Annotated in this window: 23 protein-coding genes, 7 tRNA genes and 1 rRNA gene; 2 read left to right on the top strand and 29 right to left on the bottom strand. The window is 50.2% G+C overall.

What is annotated here, in order from left to right; genetic code table 11:
• Positions 1 to 76: 76 nt before the first annotated feature.
• From V2546_RS09805 to V2546_RS09750, 12 genes are all read right to left on the bottom strand, one after another.
• Positions 77 to 793 carry a nucleoside recognition protein gene (locus V2546_RS09805; protein ID WP_329752206.1) on the bottom strand — a complete coding sequence of 239 codons (717 nt, stop codon included), beginning with the start codon at positions 791 to 793 and terminating at the stop codon, positions 77 to 79.
• Positions 794 to 948: 155 nt separating this feature from the next.
• Positions 949 to 2,088: a nitronate monooxygenase family protein gene (locus V2546_RS09800; RefSeq protein ID WP_329752204.1), complete on the bottom strand. Its 1,140-nt coding sequence runs from the start codon at positions 2,086 to 2,088 to the stop codon at positions 949 to 951.
• A gap of 8 nt (positions 2,089 to 2,096) precedes the next feature.
• Positions 2,097 to 3,872 (bottom strand): acetyl-CoA carboxylase carboxyltransferase subunit alpha, encoded by a 1,776-nt coding sequence (locus V2546_RS09795; protein ID WP_329752202.1) that lies wholly within the window; start codon positions 3,870 to 3,872, stop codon positions 2,097 to 2,099.
• Between the two features lie 79 nt (positions 3,873 to 3,951).
• Entirely contained in the window at positions 3,952 to 5,307 is a 1,356-nt protein-coding gene (locus tag V2546_RS09790; protein ID WP_329752201.1) for an acetyl-CoA carboxylase biotin carboxylase subunit, read from the bottom strand.
• 13 nt (positions 5,308 to 5,320) lie between these two features.
• On the bottom strand, positions 5,321 to 5,743 hold the full coding sequence (fabZ, locus tag V2546_RS09785; RefSeq protein ID WP_015553938.1) for a 3-hydroxyacyl-ACP dehydratase FabZ: 423 nt from the start codon (positions 5,741 to 5,743) through the stop codon (positions 5,321 to 5,323).
• A gap of 104 nt (positions 5,744 to 5,847) precedes the next feature.
• Positions 5,848 to 6,324 (bottom strand): acetyl-CoA carboxylase biotin carboxyl carrier protein, encoded by a 477-nt coding sequence (gene accB / locus V2546_RS09780; protein ID WP_118298271.1) that lies wholly within the window; start codon positions 6,322 to 6,324, stop codon positions 5,848 to 5,850.
• 11 nt (positions 6,325 to 6,335) lie between these two features.
• Positions 6,336 to 7,571, bottom strand: coding sequence for a beta-ketoacyl-ACP synthase II (fabF, locus tag V2546_RS09775; RefSeq protein WP_015553936.1), 1,236 nt, complete (start codon positions 7,569 to 7,571; stop codon positions 6,336 to 6,338).
• 113 nt (positions 7,572 to 7,684) lie between these two features.
• Positions 7,685 to 8,428 carry a 3-oxoacyl-[acyl-carrier-protein] reductase gene (gene fabG, locus V2546_RS09770; RefSeq protein WP_329752200.1) on the bottom strand — a complete coding sequence of 248 codons (744 nt, stop codon included), beginning with the start codon at positions 8,426 to 8,428 and terminating at the stop codon, positions 7,685 to 7,687.
• Between the two features lie 80 nt (positions 8,429 to 8,508).
• Positions 8,509 to 9,417 carry an ACP S-malonyltransferase gene (fabD, locus tag V2546_RS09765; protein WP_215702243.1) on the bottom strand — a complete coding sequence of 303 codons (909 nt, stop codon included), beginning with the start codon at positions 9,415 to 9,417 and terminating at the stop codon, positions 8,509 to 8,511.
• 8 nt (positions 9,418 to 9,425) lie between these two features.
• Entirely contained in the window at positions 9,426 to 10,373 is a 948-nt protein-coding gene (gene fabK / locus V2546_RS09760; protein WP_405581986.1) for an enoyl-[acyl-carrier-protein] reductase FabK, read from the bottom strand.
• A gap of 95 nt (positions 10,374 to 10,468) precedes the next feature.
• Positions 10,469 to 10,702 carry an acyl carrier protein gene (gene acpP, locus V2546_RS09755; protein WP_117469940.1) on the bottom strand — a complete coding sequence of 78 codons (234 nt, stop codon included), beginning with the start codon at positions 10,700 to 10,702 and terminating at the stop codon, positions 10,469 to 10,471.
• A 122-nt stretch (positions 10,703 to 10,824) separates the two neighbouring features.
• Positions 10,825 to 11,790 (bottom strand): beta-ketoacyl-ACP synthase III, encoded by a 966-nt coding sequence (locus V2546_RS09750; RefSeq protein WP_436974543.1) that lies wholly within the window; start codon positions 11,788 to 11,790, stop codon positions 10,825 to 10,827.
• Between the two features lie 83 nt (positions 11,791 to 11,873).
• Here V2546_RS09750 and V2546_RS09745 point away from each other — a divergent pair, with 83 nt between their 5' ends.
• Positions 11,874 to 12,449, top strand: a complete 576-nt coding sequence (locus V2546_RS09745; RefSeq protein ID WP_329752198.1) for an ECF transporter S component — start codon at positions 11,874 to 11,876, stop codon at positions 12,447 to 12,449.
• Positions 12,450 to 12,543: 94 nt separating this feature from the next.
• On the opposite strand, the gene V2546_RS09740 is transcribed toward V2546_RS09745, so the two are convergent.
• The 9 genes from V2546_RS09740 to V2546_RS09700 all read right to left on the bottom strand — a co-directional run bounded on the left by V2546_RS09740 (position 12,544) and on the right by V2546_RS09700 (position 21,436).
• Positions 12,544 to 12,819, bottom strand: coding sequence for a hypothetical protein (locus V2546_RS09740; protein ID WP_147355295.1), 276 nt, complete (start codon positions 12,817 to 12,819; stop codon positions 12,544 to 12,546).
• A 216-nt stretch (positions 12,820 to 13,035) separates the two neighbouring features.
• Positions 13,036 to 13,884: a 16S rRNA (cytidine(1402)-2'-O)-methyltransferase gene (gene rsmI, locus V2546_RS09735; RefSeq protein ID WP_329752196.1), complete on the bottom strand. Its 849-nt coding sequence runs from the start codon at positions 13,882 to 13,884 to the stop codon at positions 13,036 to 13,038.
• Positions 13,885 to 14,081: 197 nt separating this feature from the next.
• Positions 14,082 to 14,819, bottom strand: a complete 738-nt coding sequence (locus tag V2546_RS09730) for a tRNA1(Val) (adenine(37)-N6)-methyltransferase (protein ID WP_117483867.1) — start codon at positions 14,817 to 14,819, stop codon at positions 14,082 to 14,084.
• Complete coding sequence (locus V2546_RS09725) at positions 14,809 to 15,720, bottom strand: PSP1 domain-containing protein (RefSeq protein WP_117483866.1); 912 nt, start codon at positions 15,718 to 15,720, stop codon at positions 14,809 to 14,811. The genes V2546_RS09730 and V2546_RS09725 overlap by 11 nt, the downstream gene beginning before the upstream one ends.
• Positions 15,721 to 15,730: 10 nt before the next feature.
• The gene (gene holB, locus V2546_RS09720) at positions 15,731 to 16,738 is read right to left on the bottom strand and encodes a DNA polymerase III subunit delta' (RefSeq protein ID WP_252197347.1); all 1,008 of its coding nucleotides are present in this window, start codon (positions 16,736 to 16,738) and stop codon (positions 15,731 to 15,733) included.
• 136 nt (positions 16,739 to 16,874) lie between these two features.
• Positions 16,875 to 17,456 carry a nucleoside/nucleotide kinase family protein gene (locus V2546_RS09715; protein ID WP_142410763.1) on the bottom strand — a complete coding sequence of 194 codons (582 nt, stop codon included), beginning with the start codon at positions 17,454 to 17,456 and terminating at the stop codon, positions 16,875 to 16,877.
• 272 nt (positions 17,457 to 17,728) lie between these two features.
• Positions 17,729 to 19,321: an aminotransferase class I/II-fold pyridoxal phosphate-dependent enzyme gene (locus tag V2546_RS09710; protein WP_329752195.1), complete on the bottom strand. Its 1,593-nt coding sequence runs from the start codon at positions 19,319 to 19,321 to the stop codon at positions 17,729 to 17,731.
• A gap of 74 nt (positions 19,322 to 19,395) precedes the next feature.
• Positions 19,396 to 19,902, bottom strand: coding sequence for a DUF1003 domain-containing protein (locus tag V2546_RS09705; protein ID WP_142410761.1), 507 nt, complete (start codon positions 19,900 to 19,902; stop codon positions 19,396 to 19,398).
• A gap of 250 nt (positions 19,903 to 20,152) precedes the next feature.
• Positions 20,153 to 21,436 carry a hypothetical protein gene (locus V2546_RS09700; protein ID WP_329752194.1) on the bottom strand — a complete coding sequence of 428 codons (1,284 nt, stop codon included), beginning with the start codon at positions 21,434 to 21,436 and terminating at the stop codon, positions 20,153 to 20,155.
• A gap of 296 nt (positions 21,437 to 21,732) precedes the next feature.
• Between V2546_RS09700 and V2546_RS09695 the strand changes: the two genes are divergently transcribed.
• Positions 21,733 to 22,419: a TIGR00266 family protein gene (locus tag V2546_RS09695; RefSeq protein WP_118532130.1), complete on the top strand. Its 687-nt coding sequence runs from the start codon at positions 21,733 to 21,735 to the stop codon at positions 22,417 to 22,419.
• 126 nt (positions 22,420 to 22,545) lie between these two features.
• Here V2546_RS09695 and V2546_RS09690 read toward each other — a convergent pair.
• The 8 genes from V2546_RS09690 to V2546_RS09655 all read right to left on the bottom strand — a co-directional run.
• Positions 22,546 to 22,618 (bottom strand) — tRNA-Lys (locus V2546_RS09690).
• 20 nt (positions 22,619 to 22,638) lie between these two features.
• A tRNA-Phe gene (locus V2546_RS09685) sits at positions 22,639 to 22,711 on the bottom strand.
• Between the two features lie 4 nt (positions 22,712 to 22,715).
• Positions 22,716 to 22,789, bottom strand: a tRNA-Met gene (locus tag V2546_RS09680).
• 51 nt (positions 22,790 to 22,840) lie between these two features.
• Positions 22,841 to 22,922: transfer RNA gene (locus V2546_RS09675), tRNA-Tyr, on the bottom strand.
• 29 nt (positions 22,923 to 22,951) lie between these two features.
• Positions 22,952 to 23,024 (bottom strand) — tRNA-Thr (locus V2546_RS09670).
• A 13-nt stretch (positions 23,025 to 23,037) separates the two neighbouring features.
• A tRNA-Val gene (locus V2546_RS09665) sits at positions 23,038 to 23,110 on the bottom strand.
• A 37-nt stretch (positions 23,111 to 23,147) separates the two neighbouring features.
• Positions 23,148 to 23,221, bottom strand: a tRNA-Asp gene (locus tag V2546_RS09660).
• 73 nt (positions 23,222 to 23,294) lie between these two features.
• Positions 23,295 to 23,524: ribosomal RNA gene (locus V2546_RS09655) — 23S ribosomal RNA — on the bottom strand; the annotation flags it as partial.

Genomic DNA, 23,524 nt, shown 5'->3' with positions numbered 1-23,524 from the left:
GCAAACCGCCTTGGGCGGGCTCTTTTCCGAGTATGGGCTTCAGCCGCATAATAGTAATATTATAGTAAACTTTTTTTCAAAAATCAATGTTTTTCCTGTCCATGACTTTGCAGAACACCACCCCCGCCGCCGTACTCGCGATCGTCGCGAGCAGCGCCGGTCCCGCGATCGCTGCCGGATCGACGCTACCGTACTGGCTGCGGTAGGCGATCATGTTGATGGGGATCAGCTGCAGGGACGAGATGTTGATGATCAGAAATGTACACATCTCGTTGCTGGCGGTCCCGGCCGGGCGCTTCCATCTGTACAGTTTTTCTTTTGACTTCGGCTTATCCGGAGTCTCCCCGTATGACCGTCTCCGCTCCCCGGATATTCCGCAATCTTCTTCCCGGTCCTCTCTCCAGCAAATCCCGCCGCTTCTCTCATCCTCCAGCTTTCCCAGCTCCTCCATCGCCTTCAATCCCGCCGGGGTTGCCGCCCAGCCGAGTCCCAGCATATTTGCGATCATATTTGTCGCGATATACTGCCCTGCCGGATGTCCGTCGGGGAGATTTGGGAAGAGGAATCTGATCACCGGGCGCATTTTTTTCGTGAGCGCCTCAATGAGACCGGCTCGCTCCCCGATCTTTAAGATCCCGCACCAGAACGACATGATCCCGAGCATGGTGACTCCCAGAGTCACCGCCTCTTTCGCCGAATCCAGCAGCCCGTTCGTCACTTCCCCCATATTTCCATGAAACGCCGCCCAGAAGATCCCGGCGGCCATCATCCCAGCCCACAGCGCATTTAACATAAAAAGATCCCGCATTTCTGTCTGAAGAGGTGAAATCCCCGAAAATCCGGTAAAAGACCGGATCCATCGGGTTATCACCTGAGTTTCTTCATTCTATGACAGAAATGCAGGATCTATGAATCTCCGCAACTTTACAATACTTTGTGGATTATGAGCTATTCTCCGCACAGCGCCGCCATGACTTCCGGCACCGTCTCGATCTTCTCGCAGCGGTACGCGTTGCTCCCGCAGAACAGCAGCGCGTCATCGATCTTTCCTTCCGCGGCATTGATAAGCGCCTTCGTGATGCAGTACGGCGTTGTCGCCGGATCACAGTGCTCCAGGCACCTGAAACAGTGCTCGACCTTGACCGGGCCTTTCGCGACACGCTCTAAGAACTTGTTTTTGATCGCACGCCCCGGCATTCCGACCGGACTCTTCACGATCACGATGTCTTCCTCTTTCGCGTTAATGTATGCCTCTTTGTAAGCGATATCCGCGTCACATTCCTCGGTGGTCACAAATCTCGTCGCCGCCTGGACTCCTTCTGCTCCAAGTTCAAACTGATGCAGAACGTCCTTATAGTCGAAAATTCCGCCCGCCGTGATGACCGGGATATGCTTTTTATACTTCTCGGCAAAGCTTTTCACCGTCTCGATGATCCCGCGGACCTCCTTGTCGTATGCCGGCTCATCATATGTCTCCGCCACATGATCCGTATCGGCTCCAAGCTCCGTAAGCTGTTCCCTGGAAAATCCAAGGTGACCGCCCGCGCAGGGACCTTCCACCACGATGAAATCCGGTGCCGTATGGTACTTTCTGTCCCACATCCGGCAGATGACAAGTGCCGATTTCACAGAAGAAACGATCGGCGCGATCATCGTGCGGCGCTCTTTTTTTTCTCCGCCGTCCGCTTCGCTCTCCGCCTCCGCGACAAATTTCGGCATGTCGATCGGGAGACCGGCTCCTGAGATGATCACGTCCGCTCCGGCCTTTACGGCCTCTTTTACATAGGATGCGTACTCTTTTGTCGCGACCATGATATTAAAGCCGAGAACGCCCTGCGGCGCTTTCTCTCTGGCTTTTTTAAGCTCTGAATGGATCGCTCTCAAGTTCGCTGCCATCGGATTTTTTCCGAAGTCATGATCCTTAAATCCGATCTGCGCTGTGGAAATGATCCCGATGCCGCCCGCTTTTGCAACGGCTCCGGCGAGCGAAGAAAGACTGATGCCGACTCCCATTCCTCCCTGGATCACCGGGCGCTTCGCCACAAGGTTTCCTATTTTTAATGGTTTCAGGATGTTTGTTTTCTCCATTCTGCCTCCTAGAACTTCCGGAATCTCTCGTAACGGCGTTCTGCTAACGTCTTCCCGCCGAGCGGTGTCCATGTCTCAAAGAATTCCTCCATGGCATCTTCCATAGTCTTTGCGATCTCCGGAAGTGTTTCCGGGTCTGCCGGTTCCGGCTCCGGGATAACCCGTTCAATGATTCCAAGTTCTTTTAATTCTTTTGCAGTCATCTTCATGACACGTGCCGCCTCATCGGCGCGTTTGCTGTCTTTCCAGAGGATCGAAGCAAAACCTTCCGGGGAAAGGACGGAATAGACTGCATTTTCCATCATCCAGACCTCATTGGCAACCGCCATGGCGAGTGCTCCGCCGCTTCCGCCTTCCCCGATCACGATCGAGAGGACCGGAACGGTGAGATCGGACATCTCAAAGAGGTTTCTCGCGATCGCCTCGCCCTGTCCGCGCTCCTCGGCTTCCAGACCGCAGAACGCCCCTGGTGTATCCACAAAGCATACCACCGGACGTCCGAAGGTCTCCGCCTGTTTCATGAGACGGAGCGCTTTCCGGTATCCGTCCGGGGACGGCATGCCGAAATTGCGCTTAATGTTTTCTTTTGTATTCTTTCCTTTTTCCTGGCCTATCACTGTCACAGGCATTCCGTGGAAGGACGCGATCCCGCCGACAATGGCGCCGTCGTCCTTGCAGTAGCGGTCTCCGTGAAACTCCATAAAGTCATCAAAGATCACATGGATATAGTCGGTCGCTACCGGGCGATCCGACTTTCTGGAAAGCAGGACGGAATCCCACGCGCTGCGGATCATTCCGGCGGCTTTTTCCGATGCATGGCGGACTTTCTTTCCACGGGACCGGTTCTCCTCTGAAGCACCTTCCCCGGAATGTTCTCTCTCCCAGGCCGCCAGACATCCGCTCTCCGGCTTTTTATGAAGCTTTAAGATCATCGCCAGCGTTTCCTTTAATTCCTCACGCTTCACGATCTTATCGACAAAGCCGTGCTCCACAAGGAACTCCGCTCTCTGGAAACCTTCCGGCAGCTTCTGCCCGATGGTCTGCTCGATGACACGGGGTCCCGCAAAACCGATGAGTGCCCCCGGCTCCGCGAGGATGATATCTCCTAACATCGCGAAGCTTGCCGTAACGCCGCCCGTTGTCGGGTCCGTCAGGACACTCACATAAAGCTGTCCCGCCTCATGATGTCTCTTTAAAGCCGCAGAAGTCTTTGCCATCTGCATCAGGGAGACCATGCCCTCCTGCATTCTCGCGCCGCCGGAGCAGGCGAAAAGGATCACCGGAAGCTTTTCCTCCGTGGCGCGCTCCACGGCTCTCGTGATCTTTTCACCCACGTTGTGGCCCATGCTGCTCATCAAAAATCTCGCGTCGCAGACACCGACAACGGTCTTCTGTCCGTGGATCGTGCATGATCCGGTGACGATGGCCTCATTGAGCTGTGATTTTTCACGGGCTGCTGCAAGCTTCTTCTCGTATCCTGGGAAGCTTAACGGATTGGAGACCTGCATGAACTTGTCCCACTCCTCAAAGCTTCCCTCATCCGCGATCATCTCGATCCGGCGGTACGCATGGACACGGAAGTATCCGCCGCACTTCGGGCAGATATAAAAGTTCGCCCTTACATCGTCCGTGTAGATCGGCTTTCCGCATTTATTGCACTTTTTCCACAGCCCGGCAGGAATCACCGGCGCGTCCTCCTCTGCCGTTCTGGCAGATTCCTTTTCTCCCGCACGGTATTTCATATCGATCTTCGTATATGTTTTTTTAAACATATCTCTTAGCATATATAAAAGCTCCTTTCAAGACTGTGAAAACGTTACGTTCAGCCATGCACATAGTTAGACATGGCTGAACTGGTATCATCTATTCTTTGGTATACTCCGGAAAATGCGACGGAATGAAGTTTGTATCCACATTTCCCGACTGAAAATCCGGATCGCTTAAAATATCATACTGGAAATCCAGATTCGTATTGATTCCCTCGATGACAAGCTCCCCGAGGGCGCTGCGCATCTTCGCGATGGCGGACTCCCGGTCCTTGTCCCGCACGATCAGCTTTAAGATCATGGAATCATAGTTCGGCGGGATCCGGTAATTGTTGTAGACCGCCGTGTCCACACGGACTCCCCGGCCACCCGGGAGATGGATATCTGTGATCATGCCCGGGCATGGCATAAAGTTCTTCTCCGGATTCTCCGCGTTGATCCTGCATTCGATAGCATGGCCGGAGATCCTGATGTCCTCCTGGCTCACGGAGAGCGGTTCCCCCGCCGCGATCCGGATCTGCTCTTTGATGAGGTCCATGTCCGTGACAGCCTCCGTCACCGGATGCTCCACCTGGATCCTCGTATTCATTTCCATAAAATAGAAATTTTTATCTTTATCTAAAAGGAACTCGATGGTTCCCGCATTCTCATATCCGACCGCCTTTGCCGCGCGGACTGCCGTCTCACCCATCTTTTTCCGAAGCTCCCCGGAGATCGCCGCTGACGGGGATTCCTCAAGAACCTTCTGGTGTCTCCTCTGGATCGAGCAGTCGCGCTCACCGAGATGGACCACATTTCCGTAACGGTCGCCTAAGATCTGGAACTCGATGTGGCGCGGATTCTCCACAAACCGCTCGATATACATGGTATTATCGGAAAATCCCTTGACGGATTCCATCTGGGCATTTAAGAAGTTCGCCTCGAAATCTTCCTCCGACCTCGAAACGCGCATTCCCTTTCCGCCGCCGCCGCTGGACGCCTTGATCATCACCGGAAAGCCGACCTCTTTCGCGGTCTTAAGGCCTTCCTCCACAGTGTAGACCGGCTCTTTGCTTCCCGGAACCACAGGAACGCCCGCCGCCATCATAGTTTTTCTTGCCTCGGACTTATTTCCCATCTTGTTAATGATCTCAGCTGACGGTCCGATAAAGCGGATATTGCACTTTTCACAGAGTTCCGCGAAGCGGGCATTCTCGGACAAAAATCCGAAGCCCGGATGGATAGCATCTGCCTTCATGACAACGCATGCGGTTAAGATCCGCTCCATATCGAGATAGCTCTCCGTGGACGGCGCCGGTCCGATACAGATCGCCTCGTCCGCAAGAAGTGTGTGCAGTGCGTCCCGGTCTGCCTCGGAGTAGACGGCAACCGTCTTGATCCCCATCTCCCGGCATGCCCGGATGATCCGAACGGCGATCTCGCCGCGGTTTGCGATTAAAATCTTCTGAAACATCTCTTCACCAGTCCTAACCGATCATAAATGTGAGTTCCGCAGATACCGCGACTTTGCCGTCCACGGTAGCGACCGCCTTTCCAACACCGACCGGTCCTTTCTGCTTGATGATCTCGCATTCCAGACGGAGCTTGTCGCCCGGAACTACTTTCTTCTTAAACTTTACATTATTCATTGCGCCGAAATACGCAGTCTTTCCTTTGTTTTCCTCAACGCTTAAGATCGCGACAGCGCCTGTCTGTGCCAGCGCCTCAACGATCAGGACGCCCGGCATTACCGGCTCCTGCGGAAAATGGCCCGCGAAATACGGCTCATTGTATGTTACAGATTTATATCCGACCGCTCTCACGCCCGGTTCCAGCTCCTCGACGCAGTCCACGAGAAGAAACGGATGTCTGTGCGGAATGATCTCCTGAATTTCCTTGATTCCTAACATTTTTCCTCCTGTTGCAGATGATCTGAACCGGTGTTTTCTTCCGGCTGGATCAGACCATCTGCCTGAAACATTTATTACCGTTCGGCCATGCCGAATGCCAGCGCCTACCGAATCCGGAATAACGGCTGACCATACTCGACGGTCTCCTCATTCTTCACGAGGATTTCCTCCACGATCCCGTCGTACTCACTCTCGATCTCGTTCATCAGCTTCATGGCTTCCACGATCCCGATGACCTGACCTTTTTTCACGGTATCTCCAACTTTTACATAATCCTCAGCATCTGGAGCCGGGGAAGAGTAGAAGGTTCCGACGAGCGGGCAGGTGATCACTTTCTCAGAGATCCCGGAAACTTTCTTCTCTTCCTTGTCTCCGGAGACAGACTCTACAGCCGTCACATCAGCCGTCTGGAGCAGTGTTCCCTGGCCTGCGCCCTGCACGATGACCGGAGTCTGAGCCGCCGCAACGATCTTTTTTTCTCTCTTCATCGTCAGCTTCCAGTCGCCTTCTTCCAGCTCGAAGCCGGTCATGCCGTTGTCCGACATTGCTTTCATTAACTCAATGATCTCTTTTACTTCCATTGCCGTTCTCCTTACTCCTCAAACTTTCTGACAAGCAGGCACGCATTGTGTCCGCCGAATCCCAGAGAGTTCGTCAAAACTGTCTTTACTTCCATGGAAACGCCGTCGCCCTTTGTGTAGTCAAGATCGCATTCCGGATCGTCCACTTTTAAGCCTGCTGTGGCATGAACGAAGCCGTCCTGGATGGATTTTACACAGTCGATGAACTCAACGCCGCCGGCAGCACCTAAGAGGTGGCCGATCATGGATTTTGTGGAGTTGATCTTTACTTTATATGCATGGTCGCCAAGCGCAAGCTTGATGGCCTTTGTCTCGAATAAATCGTTGTGGTGGGTCGCTGTTCCGTGGGCATTGATGTAATCGATGTCCTCCGGCTTCATTCCCGCGTCAGCAATTGCGTATTCCATTGCCTTTGCTGCACCGCTTCCGTCCTCCGCCGGAGAAGTAATGTGATAAGCATCGCCTGTCGCTCCGTATCCGGCTAACTCCGCGTAGATCTTCGCTCCGCGGGCTTTTGCATGTTCTAATTCTTCTAAGACAACGACACCTGCGCCCTCGCCCATGACGAAACCGTTTCTCTCAAGATCGAACGGAATGGAGGCGCGCTCCGGATCCTCAGAGGTGGAAAGAGCGGTAAGTCCGGAGAATCCCGCAACGCCTAACGGTGTGATGCAGCTCTCAGTTCCGCCTGCGACCATGACCTCCGCCTCGCCGTGCTGGATCGCACGCATCGCCTCACCGATGGAGTTCGTACCGGACGCGCACGCTGTCACGACGTTGATGTTCTTTCCCTTTAAGCCAAACTGGATGGACACGTTTCCTGCTGCCATGTTGCTGATCATGAGCGGCACCAGAAGCGGGTTTACGCGGTTCGGTCCTTTTTCCAGAAGCTTCTTATATTCCTTCTCGATGATCTGTAAGCTTCCGATACCGGAGCTCACGCAGACACCGACACGGAACGGATCTTCCTTTGTCATGTCGAGGGAAGAATCCTCCAGCGCCTGGCGGGCTGCCGCTACCGCAAACTGTGCGAAGCGCTCCATTCTTCTTGCCGCCTTCGGATCCATATAGTCCTTCGGCTCGAAGTCCTTGACCTCTGCCGCGAGCTTTGCTTTATAATCGGTCGTGTCAAAATAGGTGATCGGTCCAAATCCGAGTTTCTTCTCTTTTAATCCGTTCCAAAATGTCTCAACATCGTTTCCGATCGGGGTGATCGCGCCCATTCCTGTTACTACAACTCTTCTCATGCTTTTCGTTCTCCTGTTCTAATTATGCTATCATCCACGCCCCGCGCAGATGATAACCGAAACATCCGCTGTCCGGCTGTGTGGCCGGAACAGGCGCTTTTTCCAACTGTCTTTTACATCGCCATGCCGCCGTCCACATGAAGAACCTGGCCGGTAATATAAGCTGCCTCATCGGAAGCGAGAAATGCGACTGCCTCCGCAATGTCCTTTGTCTCACCGAAACGCTTTAACGGGATCTGCTCGCCCATGGCTTTCTTTACCTCTTCCGGAAGCACATCTGTCATCTCTGTACGGATAAATCCCGGTGCGACTGCGTTTGCTGTGATCCCGCGGCTTCCAAGCTCCCTCGCAACGGATTTTGTGAGTCCGATGATGCCCGCCTTTGACGCGCAGTAGTTTGCCTGTCCGGCATTTCCCATCACTCCGGAAACGGAGGAGATGTTGATAATCCGTCCGCCTCTCTGCTTTAACATCTGGCGGGAGACATGTTTGATGCAGTTGAATGCGCCCTTTAAGTTTGTGGCAATAACTGCGTCAAAATCGTCCTCGGACATCTTCATGATCAGGTTGTCTTTTGTGATTCCGGCGTTGTTCACAAGAATATCGAGACGGCCGTATTTCTTTACGATCCCATCGATCATTTCTTTGGATTTTTCGAAATCACTGACGCTGCACTGCATGCTCTCCGCCATTCCGCCGTTTGCTGTGATCTCGTTTACGACTTCCTCTGCTTTTGCTGCGGAGCCGTTATAGTTGACGATGACGGTCGCGCCGTATCCAGCCAGTGTCAAAGCGATCTGACGGCCGATTCCGCGGCTTGCGCCTGTCACAAGAGTAACCTTCCCTGTTAAATTCATGTTTCCCTCCGTGTTTCTATCAGTCAGCCGCCAGATTTTTGTCTCTGACGACATTATTTACTAATTTCTCTTTCGATCACTTAGTTCAGCTTCTCCAGATCCTCAAATTTCTCAATATTGATGACCGTCGCTTCCCTGTTGATCTTTCTGATAAATCCAGCTAACGTCTTTCCCGGTCCGATCTCAATAAAACGGTCAACACCGTCCGCCAGCATAGTCTCCACGCTCTGCTGCCATCTGACAGAAGAAGATACCTGGCGTGTTAAGAGCGGCTTTACGTCCTCCGCCTTTGTCACATAAGCGGCTGTCACATTCGCCACATACGGGATCTTTGGCTCAGATACCGGAATATTCTCCAGAAACCTTCCAAGCTTCTCCCCGGCTTCCTCTAAAAGATAGGAGTGGAACGGTCCACTGACATTAAGCGGGATCACACGTCTTGCACCTGCCTCTTTTAACTTCACCGCCGCGGTCTCCACCGCCTCCTTGAGACCGGAGATCACGATCTGACCCGGGCAGTTGTAGTTTGCGACCTGCACATTCGGAATCTCGTCCACAACGGCATTGATCTCATCTGCCGTCATGCCGAGAACAGCGCTCATTCCGCCGACTCCAGCCGGAACTGCCTCCTGCATGAGGATTCCTCTCTCCCGGACTGTGCGGATCGCGTCATCCGCCGTCATAACGCCAGCTGCCACCAGTGCACAGTACTCGCCAAGGCTTAAACCAGCCGCCACATCCGCATGGATGCCGCGCTCCTCCATAACCTTCATCATGGCAACGCTCGTGGTCACCATTGCCGCCTGCGTATACTCCGTGATGTCCAGACGATCATTTTTCTCAAAACATAATTCCGGAACGGAAAAACCTAAAAGCTCCGTCGCACGGTCAAATACTGCCTTTGCAGTCTCCGAATTTTCATAAAAATCCTGGCCCATGCCGCATACCTGCGCGCCCTGTCCCGGAAAAATAAATGCTGTCTTTCCCATGATTCTCCTTACTTCTGACATCCGCCAAGCAGCTTATCTGCCTGCTCCATCATCTCATCGATCATTTCCTTGCATGTCTGCTCTTTCGTTACAAGACCTGCGATCTGACCTGCCATGACGGTTCCATTTGTGGTATCACCTTCCTGAACAGCTTTTCTGAGGGTTCCAAGTGTCAGATACTCAAGCTCCTCAAAGGATTTTCCTTCTGCCTCAAGTCGGTTATACTCTCTTGTCATCTGGTTTCTCAGGCAGCGGACCGGATGTCCGTGGGTTCTTCCTGTTACCGCAGAATCGATGTCCTTTGCTTTAATGATTCTCTGCTTATAATTTTCATGAACGATAGATTCCTTTGCGACAACAAATCTTGTTCCCATCTGGACTGCCTCAGCGCCCAGCATGAAGGCCGCTGCGATTCCTCTTCCATCGCCGATGCCGCCTGCCGCGATGACCGGGATAGATACCGCGTCAACGACCTGCGGAACGAGAGTCATGGTGGTCGCCTCACCGATATGTCCGCCGGATTCGGTTCCCTCAGCAACGACAGCATCAGCGCCGCCGCGCTCCATAAGCTTCGCAAGAGCCACAGAAGCAACGACCGGGATTACGATGATCCCTGCTTCCTTCCACATCTTCATGTACTTTGCAGGATTTCCGGCTCCTGTCGTAACGACCTTCACGCCCTCTTCAACAACCACCTTCGCCACATCATCCGCATACGGACTCATTAGCATCACATTGACACCGAACGGCTTCTTTGTCAGTGCTTTCGCCTTACGGATCTCTTCACGGACAACCTCTCCCGGTGCATTTGCGCCGCCGATGAGGCCAAGACCTCCTGCCTCGGAAACAGCGGCAGCAAGATGATGCTCAGCGACCCAGGCCATACCGCCCTGAATAATCGGATATTCGATTCCCAGCATTTCTGTAATTCTTGTCTTCATTTTTATTGCTCTCACTTCCTGAAATCTATCTGTCGGGTATTGCCCGGAATTATCTTTATATCAGTAAAACGCGTCATAGACGCGTTTTTACTCTGGTTTATTCGGTTTGATTATTCCTCAACACCTTTATCTTTTAAGTACTTCATAACATCGCCGACCGTTGCAAGATTCTGAAGGTCCTCAGCCGGGATCTCTACGGAATACTCATCCTCAAGAGCCATAACAAGCTCAAATAAGTCAAGGGAATCTGCACCAAGGTCATCCTTGAAGGAGGTTGCCTCTGTGATGCCGTCTGCGTCTGTGCTTAACTGCTCTGCGATGATTTCTTTCATTTTTTCTAACATGATTTGATCTCCTTTAAATATTCTTATTATTTGTATTTTATGAGTTTTTGCATTTTTTTGTTTTTTTAAATTATTTCTTATTATGTAGATAACTTCTCCTGCTTTCCGGATGAATCAGATATCTACCACTCCATGAGCACTGCACCCCAGGTCATTCCGGCTCCGAAGCCTGACATAATGATCTTGTCGCCCCTCTTCAGCATATCTTTCCGGATCATATCGTCTAACAGTAACGGAATCGATGCCGTTGATGTATTTCCAAACTGACCGATCGTCATCGGGAATTTCTCCATCGGCTCCTTCAGACGTCTGGCCGCTGCCTCAATGATCCGCTCATTCGCCTGATGAAGAACATAATATTTAATGTCTTCCTTTTTTGTCCCGGTCCGCTGTAAAAGCTCCATAACACTCTCCGGCACCTTCCGCACTGCGAATTTGAAAACTTCCTGTCCATCCATGGTCATAAAACCGAGCTCCGGTTTTGTTCCCGTGAGGAAGTTTCCGACAGTTCTCGAGGTGCAGGCGAGAACATCACCCTTTGTTCCGTCCGCTCCCATCATCATGTCGATGATTCCGGTCTCTTCCGCTTTTAAAACGGCTGCCCCGGCTCCGTCCCCGAAGAGGACGCAGGTGCCGCGGTCACTCCAGTCTGTCACCTTGCTGAGGGTTTCCGCCCCGATGATCAGCGCCGTCTTGTAAATTCCGGCTTTAAAAAATCCTTCCACGATATTCATGGCGAAAATAAATCCTGCGCATGCCGCCGAGATATCGAAGGCAACTGCATTTACTGCCCCGATGGCCGCCTGAACACTGCAGGCATCGCTGGGATAATTCCGATCCGGGGACGAAGTCCCGAGAATGATGATATCCAGCTCTTCCGGGGCAACTCCCGCTGCCGCAAGCGCCCGCTCAGCCGCCTTCGCCGCCAGATGGCGCGTTCCCTCTCCGGAGGAGATCCGGCGTTCCCGGATTCCGGTCCGTGTCCGGATCCACTCGTCATTCGTGTCCACGATCTTCGCCAGATCGTCGTTCGTAATCAAATTTTCCGGCACATACGCGCCGATTCCAGCAATTCTGGCTGTCATCATCTTCTAAATCCTGCCATTTCATTGATGCGAAGAAATTCTTTTCCCCGCAGTAGTTTTTGATTTCAAATAGTTTGATATTCAAAATGTTTGATTCTAATGGTAATAGATGTCTGCTGTTTTGTCAAGTGAATTTTTTTAATCCGGCCCTGACGTCCCGTTCCATGATATATTTCTGCTTTCTGCAACCGTTTTTCTTCTCTTCTGGACTGGTCAAATTATTTAAAATTCCTTCCGCCTTTGGCTACACCCACCTCGGCGACTGCATGATCATCCTGACCGTCTGCTTATTTGGCACAAGACGCGGCGTCCTCACCGGTGCCATCGGCGCAGGTCTCTCCGATTTTCTCGGCGGCTACGCGGTATGGGTTCTCCCGACCATGGTATTAAAAGGTCTCTGGGCGTTCATCGCCGGAACTATCGCCTACAAACTTCTGCCAAACTTTAAATATTCCTGGCTCGTCGGTGCTATCGTCGGCGGCATCGCCCATATTATCGGCTACACGCTCGTAAAGATCCCGCTCTACGGCACCGTTGTTGCCTTCGGTGAAATGTTCACCCTGTCCATGCAGACCATCGCAGGAGTCGTCCTCGGTGGCGTAGCCTACACGATCCTCGTACAGTCCCCGGCGATCCGAACATTAAAGGCAAAATTTGCGTAAAAGAAAAAGTGCAAAAATGCTCCTTTCTCCTAAAACAATCATGTAATGGGAGAACGGAGCATTTTATATATTACAACTATTATTTTAATCACTGTCATTTAAACCCATTGCGCCACACTGCTATTGCCAAAATAATAGCGCAGGCATATCTTAATATTTCAGATACATGATAAATCTTATTTCCATTTACCTCAGCGCCCTCCTGCGAAAATTTCTGCTCAATAAACCCTCTGATACCTATTTCTACAAGAAGTGCCATTGCCAACCCCAGCGAAAACATTCTCATACCCTTTGTATAGCTATATAACGATAATAAAAACACTACTGAAACGCCTAAGTTACATAATGTTAACCACATTTTTTTCTTCATATAGATCGCCCCCCGCTATGCTGATTGTTTCCGTTTCATCTACTTGAATTATATCATTCCCCCCCCCACTATTTTCAAGCAATATTTATCTTCTTACCGTATTATTAAGACATTTGTTATTTTTTTGTTATTTGTCTGTAATTTTTCATAAAAAAGAAGACGTACCACCCGTCATCTCACTCAATAACCAGTGACACATCTTCTTCTCGAAATTCCCTATTCCTGCTCTTCCAACAACATCTGGTACACATCCCGTTTCCCGATTCCGCGGTCCTTCGCCACAAGCTTCATTGCTTCCTTCTTCTCGATTCCCTGTGACAGGTAAACATCCATGTGTTCCGTGATCGACATGGATTCCCATGTCTGTTCTTTCTCTTTTTTGATCTCTTCCGGGCTCTTTCCCTCAATCACGATGACACATTCGCCCCGCGGTTCCTCCGTCTCAAAATGATCTAACGCCCCCTGAAACGTGGTTCGGAATGCCGTCTCGTACTTCTTTGTGAGTTCCCTGCAGATCGTGATCCTCCGGTTCCCCAGCGCCTCAAGAAGCTCTTCCAAGGTCCGTACCAGACGGTGCGGCGCCTCATAGAGGATGATCGTCCGTGTCTCAGACTTTAATTCTTCCAGAATTCTCTGCTTTTCCTTCTTATCGGACGGCAGAAACGCCTCAAACGCGAACCGTCTTGTCGCCATTCCTGAGATCGTGAGTGCCGTGATGCATGCCGCCGGCCCCGGAAGAGAAGTCAGCTCGATTCCGGCCTCATAGCACTGCTTTACAAGCTCCTCGCCCGGATCCGAGATCCCCGGTGTCCCGGCATCCGTGATCAGTGCGATATTGGTGCCTTCCTTCATCTTCTCGACGAGAACTCTCGCCTTTTCCACCTTGTTGAACTCATGATAACTGGTCATCGGCGTTTTGATGTCAAAATGGTTTAAGAGCTTGATGCTGTGTCTCGTATCTTCCGCAGCGATCAGATCGACCTCTTTCAACGTATTTAACACCCGCAGCGTGATATCGTCCAGATTCCCGATGGGCGTTGCACATAAATATAATTTTCCCTGCATGACCAATTCCTCCTGCTGCCCGATGCTGCTTTTTCACCGACAGCTTTTTATCTCAACATTTCCGTAACGCGAGTTTACAGATGGTTCCATTCCGGCTTGGCAAGATCCGCGACTATTCCTACATTATCCGGATCTTTTCGTTTAGAAAATTCCTGTCATTTTTCCGTCTCATCCGCCTAAAGAACCCTCACAACAATTTAATACCCGTAAATCGAATAGATCTCATCTGTATACACGCCCGGCTCCTTATAAACGATCACCGGCGCCTCGACCTTCATCCAGGCTCCGCCGCCGCGGACCGCCTCGATGAGGACCATGTTCGCATCCTTATCCTTAAACGGATGTACCATTTTCATCCGCTTCGGCTCCAGCTTATACTGCTTCATCGTCCCGAGGATCTCGATCAGACGGTGCGGCCGGTGGACCATATACATCCTTCCGCCCGGTTTCAGGACCTTCGCGCCTTCCCGCACAACATCCTCCAGCGTGCAGAGGACCTCATGTCTCGAGATCGCCTTCACTTCCGTCGGGTTCTTTAACCCATGAGCGTCATTCATATACGGCGGATTTGTCGTAACGACATCAAAGGAAGCTGCTCCGAAAATCCGGCTGGCTTCCTTGATATCTCCATGTACGATCTCGATTTTTTCTTCCAGATGGTTCAGTTTCACACTCCGCTCTGCCATCTCGGCGATCTCATCCTGGATCTCAAGTGCCGAAAAATGTTCTCCCTGCGTTTTTGCGGAGAGAAGAAGCGGGATGATCCCCGTTCCTGTTCCGAGATCCAGCGCCCGCTCTCCCGGTTTCACCGCCGCAAATCCGGAAAGCAGCACCGCATCCATTCCAAAGCAGAATCCATCTGTCTTCTGGATGATCTGCAGACCATTTCTCTGAAGATCATCCAGCCGTTCATTTTCCTTTAACTCAATCGCCATCGAGTTTCGATTTCCCTTCTTTTTTCTCCAGTGCCTCTAACTGCTTTAACTCCGCATCGTTGGATGACTGTTTTTCCCGTCTCTTTTTCGGCCGGAATTTCAGCTGATCCACCTTATACTCACGGATCTCCTTCTCATCGTTATTTACCGTCACGATAACCTTCACAAGCTGGCGCAGGATGCTGACGCTGTGGACTTCACCCTTTAAACCGTCGTCCGTCGTCACATAGTCACCGATATTCGGAAGTCTTCCGTTCAACTCCTCGTATGTGTCCTCCTCGTACTTTAAGCAGCACATCAGTCTGCCGCAGACGCCGGAGATCTTCGTCGGATTTAAGGACAGGTTCTGCTCCTTCGCCATCTTGATCGATACCGGGATAAACTCGGAAAGATACGACGCACAGCAGAGCGGTCTTCCGCAGATCCCGATCCCGCCGACGATCTTTGTCTCATCGCGGACACCGATCTGTCGGAGCTCGATCCTCGTCTTAAACACGGACGCCAGATCCTTTACCAGCTCACGGAAGTCGATCCTTCCGTCTGCCGTAAAGTAGAACAATACTTTATTGTTGTCAAACGTATACTCCGTGTCAATGAGTTTCATGCTGAGGTTGTGTTTCTTGATCTTCTCAACGCAGACCTTGAACGCCTCTTTTTCTTTCTCCTTGTTGCGGCGCTCCGTCTCCTCATCCGCCGGTGTTGCCATGCGGATCACGGATTTCAGCGGCTGGATCACCTTTTTATCGTCCACCTCGTGAGTTCCGAGCACCACATATCCGTACTCCACGCCTCTGGCCGTCTCGACGATCACATGATCGCCTGTTTTAATCTCATTTTCACCAGGGCTGAAATAATATACTTTTCCCGCTTTCCGGAAGCGGATCCCGATTACTTTCGTCATTCTTTGCTCCTTATGACGGGTTCTTCATGGTCAGCAGGAGTAATTCCATCGCCAATTCCATATTTACGTTTGCGTTCAAACGTGTTCTCGCTGTGTCGATCGCCGCAAGGATCGCTTCCAGACCGGCATAGTCGACTTTTTCTCCCGTCTCATTGATCATTTTATATTCATCTTTGAAGATCAGCAGGTTCATGTCCTTTGTGACCTTGAACATGAGCACGTCCCGGTACCAGAGCTGCATCAGATCCAGCACCTCGCCGATATCAAAGTTCTGCTCTTTCATCTCGCGGATGCAATCTAAAAGCATGGAAATGTCCATCGTCCTGACATTCTTTACGAGGACCATGACCTTCTGGAAAAGCTCCTTAAACTCATCAGAAGATGCCAGATGGATCGCTTTCCCGAGATTTCCCCTTGCAAACGCGGTGCAGATATCTGCGTCCTTCTCCGGAACATGGAGATTCTGCGTCAGATAGCTCTTGATCGTAAAATCCTTCAGCGGCTTTAATTTCATCTGCACACACCTGGAGAGGATCGTCGGAAGAAACGCCTCCTGGTTCGTCGTGATCAGAATGATGACCGCGTAGGACGGCGGCTCCTCGATCGTCTTTAACAGGGCATTCTGCGCCTGGACCGTCATTTTTTCCGCCTCATCCACGATATAGATCTTATAATAGCTGCTGTACGGACGGATCATGATCGTATCATTGATCTGTTCCCGCACATCATCCACGCCGATACTTCCCGGCTTTTCATGCGTCACATAGATGAGATCCGGATGATTTCCGCTCATCACCTGCTTGCAGGAATGGCATATCATACACGGCTCACTTCCGCCTTTCTCGCACAGGAGCGTCATCGCAAACGCATTCGCGATCGATTTTCTTCCCATGCCGGCTTCTCCCGTCAGGATATAAGCATGTGAGATCTTATGGTTCTGGATTGCCTTTTTAAAGTGATCTTTCACCATCTCATTCCCGAGGATCTCTTCAAATCCCATGATCTTTTCTTCTGACATAGCCGCATCCCTCCTCATCCTGTTGGTTCCGGCAGTGCTTTTTACGCCGGAGCTTCCCGGTTCGAACAGAACATTTAACTGTTCCCGCTAACGGTGTTTCCATTTTATCTTACCACAAAATAACGCCTATAAAAAGTTATTTATCCAAATCCCTTAGGATTTCTTCCACGCACATTTCCATATCCGTATTCTGATATCTCTTCGTAATTCCCAGGCGTTCCAGATTTTCCTCTGAAAAATCTTTTTCGTCTGCAAGGTATCTCCGGCAGACTTCCCGATAATTCGGCTTTTTCTGGTTTTCCTCGCGTTTGACGGCCCTGAGAAGCCGGATCCCATCCGGGACCTCGATATAGACCGGAACCATCTTTCCCGCTTCAAAATAGGCACACATCTTCTCGTAAGATTCCAGTGTCCCAATCATAAGACAGGACTCGTCGTCGGCAACATCAAACTGCCCGTCATCCACTGTATAGTAAGTCCACGGACCGGCGATCGTCTGATAAGTTCTCGACTCGATCACCTTTCCGGAAGCCAGCTGCCGCTCCAGCTCCTCTCGACCGGTAAAGAAATATTCCACTCCGTCCGTCTCGCCTTCCCGGATCGGTCTTGTTGTATACATCGTCACCGTCCGCAGCTTTGGTCTCCGTTTCAGGATTTCCTTATACAGTGTATCTTTTCCTGTCGCGCTCTTTCCAAGAAGATAATATATCCTGCCCATTTGTTTCTCTCAGCCTTCTGTATTATAATTTTTATCCCAGTCAGATAAGACTTTTCGATCGAACTTTTACAACCATTTTTCAGGTTCTATCTTTTCATTGTATCAAAACCAGAGGTCTCGTGCAACCGTTGTTTCCATCCTCGCTCGATAATTCTTATCCTTTTAAAGTAACAAAAATTTGTCTCCTGGGAAATATTCTTGCCTGATAAGCCTCTTCATTTCGGATGCAGCCACCTCTTATGCACTTGAATTACTAACGTTTTCCTTTTTCCTCAGCATCCTTTATGAACAAGCCCTGGCGTCTGACATGTTAAGATCACGTCCGCATCCGGATCAGCCGGCCCCTGGACAAGAAGTCCTGCTGCCTTGTACGCCACGATCTTCTCCACGATCGCATCCGTGAAGACCTCTCCCGGCGCGATGATCGGGATTCCCGGCGGATACAGATACACAAACTCCGCAGATACCTTTCCGACCGTATCCTGAAGCGCTGTGCGCTCCATATCGGCATTCATCGCCTCGCAGATGAGCATTCTCCTGACTGGGTGCAAAACTTTGGATTCCGTGACTTCTGGAGTCTCACATCTTTCTTTTTCCTTTGACTCACCTTTTTCTTTTTGCTGTTCAGGCTCCACGCAGTGTCTCAATGCCCCGTCAATCTCCAGCAGCGCCGTTCCAAGCCGCTCAAATCCTTCTTCCGTGTCCATCAGCGACGTCATCGCGATCACATACTCCGGCGCTGTCATCTCCATCTCAAGATGGTATTTTTTCCTCAGTGTCTCCGCCAGCTCTTCCCCGTGAAACTCCTCTGCGCGCATCGTGGAAACCACGATCTTCGACGGATCCCATCCGACCACCGTCCGATATTTCCCACAGATTTCCCGGTCCAGGATCTCAAGTACCTGAAGTCCTTCCATCCGCTCCATAAAGTGCTCCAGTCTTTCCTCATACCGGACCATCTCATTTCTTCCGTCCCCGTCCATATACCAGATGCACCGCTCCATCCCAGCCATAAAAAGGTATGACGGGCTGGACGTCTGAAACATGGACAAATACCTCGAAACTCTGTCCTGATCCACAATTTTTCCCTTCACATGCAGGATTGCCGTCTGGGTAAAGGACGGCAGCGTTTTATGAAGGCTCTGGATCACAAGATCCGCCCCGTATTCCAGCGCCGATTTCGGAAAGCCGTGACACTGATCTGCATACTCCAGATGCGCCCCATGCGCCTCATCGACGATCAACGGGATCCCGTATTCATGAGCCGCATCCGCGATCGCCCGGATATCCGACACCACGCCTTCATAGGTTGGAGATGTGATGAGCACTGCCTGGATTTTCGTGATTTTTCCTCTCACATCCCCCGAATTTCCCGCACAGCGCATCGCATCCTTTTCAAGCGCTTTTCTCACGTCCTCCGCACGGATTCCTCCATTGATCCCGAATTCCGTGATCTCCTCCGGATACAGATATTCAGCCTCCAGCCGGTTCAGGCAGATCGCATGGTACACCGCCTTATGACAGTTTCTCGCTGTCAGGATCTTTCCGCCGTTTTCCGTAGTCGCAAAAACTGCACTTAAAATCCCGCATGTACTCCCATTCACAAGATACCAGGACCGGTCCGCCCCGTAGATCGCAGCCGCCTCATCCATGGCGTCCTTCAAAATTCCTTCCGCATGATGCAGGTTGTCAAACCCATCGATCTCCGTGATATCGATCCCATACGGGTCCGGAAATCCCCCCGGGATCCCATCCGGAATCTCCCGTCTTTTATGTCCCGGCATATGAAATGGATACGCATCCGATCCCGCATATTCTGTCAGCCGTTCTAAAAGTCCCGGCTGTTTTTCTTTTCTGTAATTCAAAATTTTTATTCTCCTGTTTCCCATCTGACTGCAAACGAACTGGAAATTGCCCGTCAAATTCGAATCCACATTCGTTATAAAGTATTTTTCTCTTTTTGCTCCGAGAGAAGTTTCTCGATCTGCGACTGTCTGATAAGAATCGCATTCACCTTATCATGGAGGTCTTCAATCATGATCTCGGTTTTCAGGTTTACCTTATAATCGTTTTCAGCACGCCGGCGGTCTTTTTCCTCCTGTCGGTTCTGACTCATCATGATCAGCGGTGCCTGAATGGCTGCAACGCAGGACAGGACAAGGTTCAGCAGGATAAACGGATATGCGTCAAACGCTTTTGACGCAAGAATCGTGTTGATGACCATCCACAGGATCAGCCCACCTGTAAAGGAAAATATAAACGCCCAACTGCCTGCAAATTTTGCGATCGTGTCAGCTGCCCGCTGCCCGAGTGTGTACTTTTCTTTCTCTTTTTCAGGACTGACTGAAATCTTACTGTCTGCTAAAAGGTTCAAAACTTCCTCATCCGTCATATCGTGCCGGATGTCCTTCAGCACTTCTTTCAATAATTTTCTGTTCTCTTTCATGATGATACTCCTTCCAATTCGATCAATTGGTAAAATTTATTTGCGCAGCCCCCCCCCGGAACAGTTCCCTGATTTTTTGTTTATAAATCTGACAAGTAGCGCATTTGACAACAGCATAACAACCACATATATACCCAACGGCAGAAACATGAACGGTACTACATCCAATAATGCACTCCAGTCTTCTTTGTTCACCCAGTCTAATATCTGTCTGTATTCCATAAGAAGTGTCAATGCTACAAATGCCGGCTTACTTTACAAGCTCCGCTTTTACCTCCGGAAACATATACCAAATTTCCGCGACTTCATCCCCGGCTGCCTGATAAAAACTGTAGCTGCCGTAAACCATCGAATCGCATCCGTCCGATGCCAGTCTCACCGTTATCTGTGTCCCATCCGCCTTTGTAAGCGTCAGGATCCCGTTATACGGACATTCTTTCGCTTCATCAAAAGATGCCCCCGACAGGATCTCCTCCAGCCTTTTTAACAATTCCGGATCCTGCAGCGTCTCGGATATTCCCACGACTTCCGAGTCAGCTTCCACGTCAGCAGAATCTTTGCTCTCCAAGCCTTTCTCTTTCTCCAGCTCTTTGGAAATCGGGATTACCTCAAGTTCCGCACTCGTAATTTCTTTCATGTCTTCCGTTCCTACCGTCTGAAATTCACATTTTTCCTCAGCAATTCTTAATGCCGGAACCGTGATCTCATCCGGATCCGGGTTTTCTGACTCATAAATTTCCTGGCTTGCCGTATATGTGATCCCATCTATTCCATACATTACCGGATCAATGATCTCATCCGAGCCGGTGATCTCTTTCTCCTGATCCTCAGTCAAAGGAATATATTCCTCCAGTACCTCTGCATCTTCAAATCTTCGGACGGTAAGATATCCGCCGTCCTCCGGTGGTGACATCCGCACGCCGCGCTCCTTTACAGTCTCCAGATACCGGACCCCCTCGTCACCGTCACAGAGGCTGTATGTAAATGCTTTTCTGAGTTCTTCCGATTCTTCCATTCCGCTCGGAACAAAAAACAGAACATCCTTTGCTTCCGTGTAATACATTTCATAAACATTTTCAAAAGTATATACTTTTTCAAAAATACTTTCGTCCTCGTTCCACTTTTCAGCCTCGATCACATCATCAATGCTGTAAATGCTGAGATCTTGTAATGGATCCTCCTTGCCTTTTCGAAATCCCAGGACATACCCGTAACCATTTTCCGTCTCCCGTCCAACAAAATCATACGCATCCCGGATCTCTCCGCCGCAGGATGCTGCCTTTTCCGGATCCATATCCGAAAATTTATGATCTCCATCAAAGGATTCCAATTCTGTTACGATCCACCGACGTTCTTCCTCCGAAAGTGGCTGAAAGGCCAGATCTTCCCTCTGATCATCTTTTTCCATTTCAGGACTATTTCGTTCCTCTGTCTGTGACTCACTCGGATCTTCTACCGGAACAAAAGCCGGCGAACACCCTGTCAGCCAGATTCCCAGTCCTAAAGCTGCCGCCATCATCCAAATCTTTTTCACCTTGCCACCTTCTTTTCAAAAAACTGAACTCGCCTGTCACTGAACTTGTTACCGATATTCTATCATCCATAATTTTTTCACACAAGCGAGCACCCCCATATTTAAGGAAACTGTAAACATGTTATCATTTTGTTATTTTCATAAACAGGATTTTTCATCGTAAATTTCATTCCAGTATCTCTTCTGTAACTATCGGCAGAGTATGATATAATATATTTGTTCACCCTTGTGTATCTTTTGGATACAGCAATACAAGCGTATTTTCATCGTTCAATACGCCAGAAAGAGAGGATTCTATGAAATACAGAATTATTGGCACAACTATCCCTGCAGTTGAGATCAAATTTGATGCTCCAGGCGAAACTATGTACACACAGTCCGGCGGAATGTCCTGGATGTCTGAAGGGATTTCCATGTCCACAAACACACGCGGCGGATTTATGAAAGGTCTTGGCCGCATGTTTGCCGGTGAATCCATGTTTATGGCTACCTACCGTGCGGATGCTCCGGGTGCCACGATCGCATTTGCGTCAACTGTACCTGGTCAGGTTCTTCCGATCGACGCGGCAGAAAACGGCGGCATGATCTGCCAGAAAGGTGCATTCCTCTGCGCACAGGATTCTGTAAATCTTGATGTCACCTTCACAAAGAAATTTACTTCCGGACTGTTTGGCGGCGAAGGCTTCATCCTTGAATCCATCTCCGGTTCCGGAATGGCCTTTCTCGAAATCGACGGCGATGTTGTCGAGAAACAGCTCGCACCGGGCGAAGTGATCAAAGTTGATACAGGAAATATCGTTGCGTTCGAGAAAACCTTAAAATATGAAGTTGAGACGATCAAAGGCCTTGGAAACATCTTCTTCGGCGGCGAAGGTCTCTTCCTCACAAAGCTTACCGGTCCTGGCCGTGTGATCCTTCAGACTCAGAATATCGCTGATTTCGCCGGACGCATTGCACAGTTCATTCCGACAAAATCAAACTGATCTTCGACTTTCAACAACATATACTTTAACCTAAAAAAGAGGTTGCTGTGTGAATGTGCAGCAACCTCTTTTTTAGCAAACTTTAGAATACGAAAAAACGGAAACCTCTCGGCTTCCGCAACTTAATGAGACATCGGGGATTCGAACCCCGGACAACTTGATTAAAAGTCAAGTGCTCTACCGACTGAGCTAATATCCCATACAACTATTAAGTTGTAATGCCCAAAGCTGGAATCGAACCAGCGACACGAGGATTTTCAGTCCTCTGCTCTACCAACTGAGCTATCTGGGCATAATTGCGGGGGCAGGATTTGAACCTACGACCTTCGGGTTATGAGCCCGACGAGCTTCCAGACTGCTCCACCCCGCGATACCTTATTATTATACACAATAAATATCGAAAAATCAATACCTATTTTAATGGGCGGAGGTGGATTCGAACCACCGAAGCAAGTTGCAGCAGATTTACAGTCTGTCCCCTTTGGCCACTCGGGAATCCGCCCATAAGAATTATTTAGTTTTTGAAACTAAAAGCCGATGATCGGACTCGAACCGATAACCTGCTGATTACAAATCAGCTGCTCTGCCAATTGAGCCACATCGGCATATCTTTAAAAGTGGGACCTATAGGGCTCGAACCTATGACCCTCTGCTTGTAAGGCAGATGCTCTCCCAGCTGAGCTAAGATCCCATATTTAAAAATAAATACATACAAAACCATGTATGCGCGACCCGGATGGGATTCGAACCCACGACCTCCGCCGTGACAGGGCGGCGCTCTAACCAGCTGAGCCACCGGGCCATACAAGGTATTTAACATACCTTCAAAATCACATACTGAACTCCATCAACCTTCGAATCTTCACTTGACCTTTCTGGATAAGCCCTCGACCGATTAGTAACAGTCAGCTCCATGCATTACTGCACTTCCACCTCTGCCCTATCTACCTCGTCGTCTTCAAGGGGTCTTACTTCTTTCGAATGGGATATCTCATCTTGAGGGGGGCTTCACGCTTAGATGCCTTCAGCGTTTATCCCTGCCAGACTTGGCTACCCGGCCATGAGCTTAGCAGCTCAACCGGTACACCAGCGGTCCGTCCATCCC

The organism is Clostridium sp. CM74B_53, assembly GCF_036318045.1.
In the GTDB taxonomy this organism is placed as follows: Bacteria; Bacillota; Clostridia; order Lachnospirales; family Lachnospiraceae; genus Pilosibacter.
This window is presented reverse-complemented; position numbering and strand designations above follow the sequence as displayed.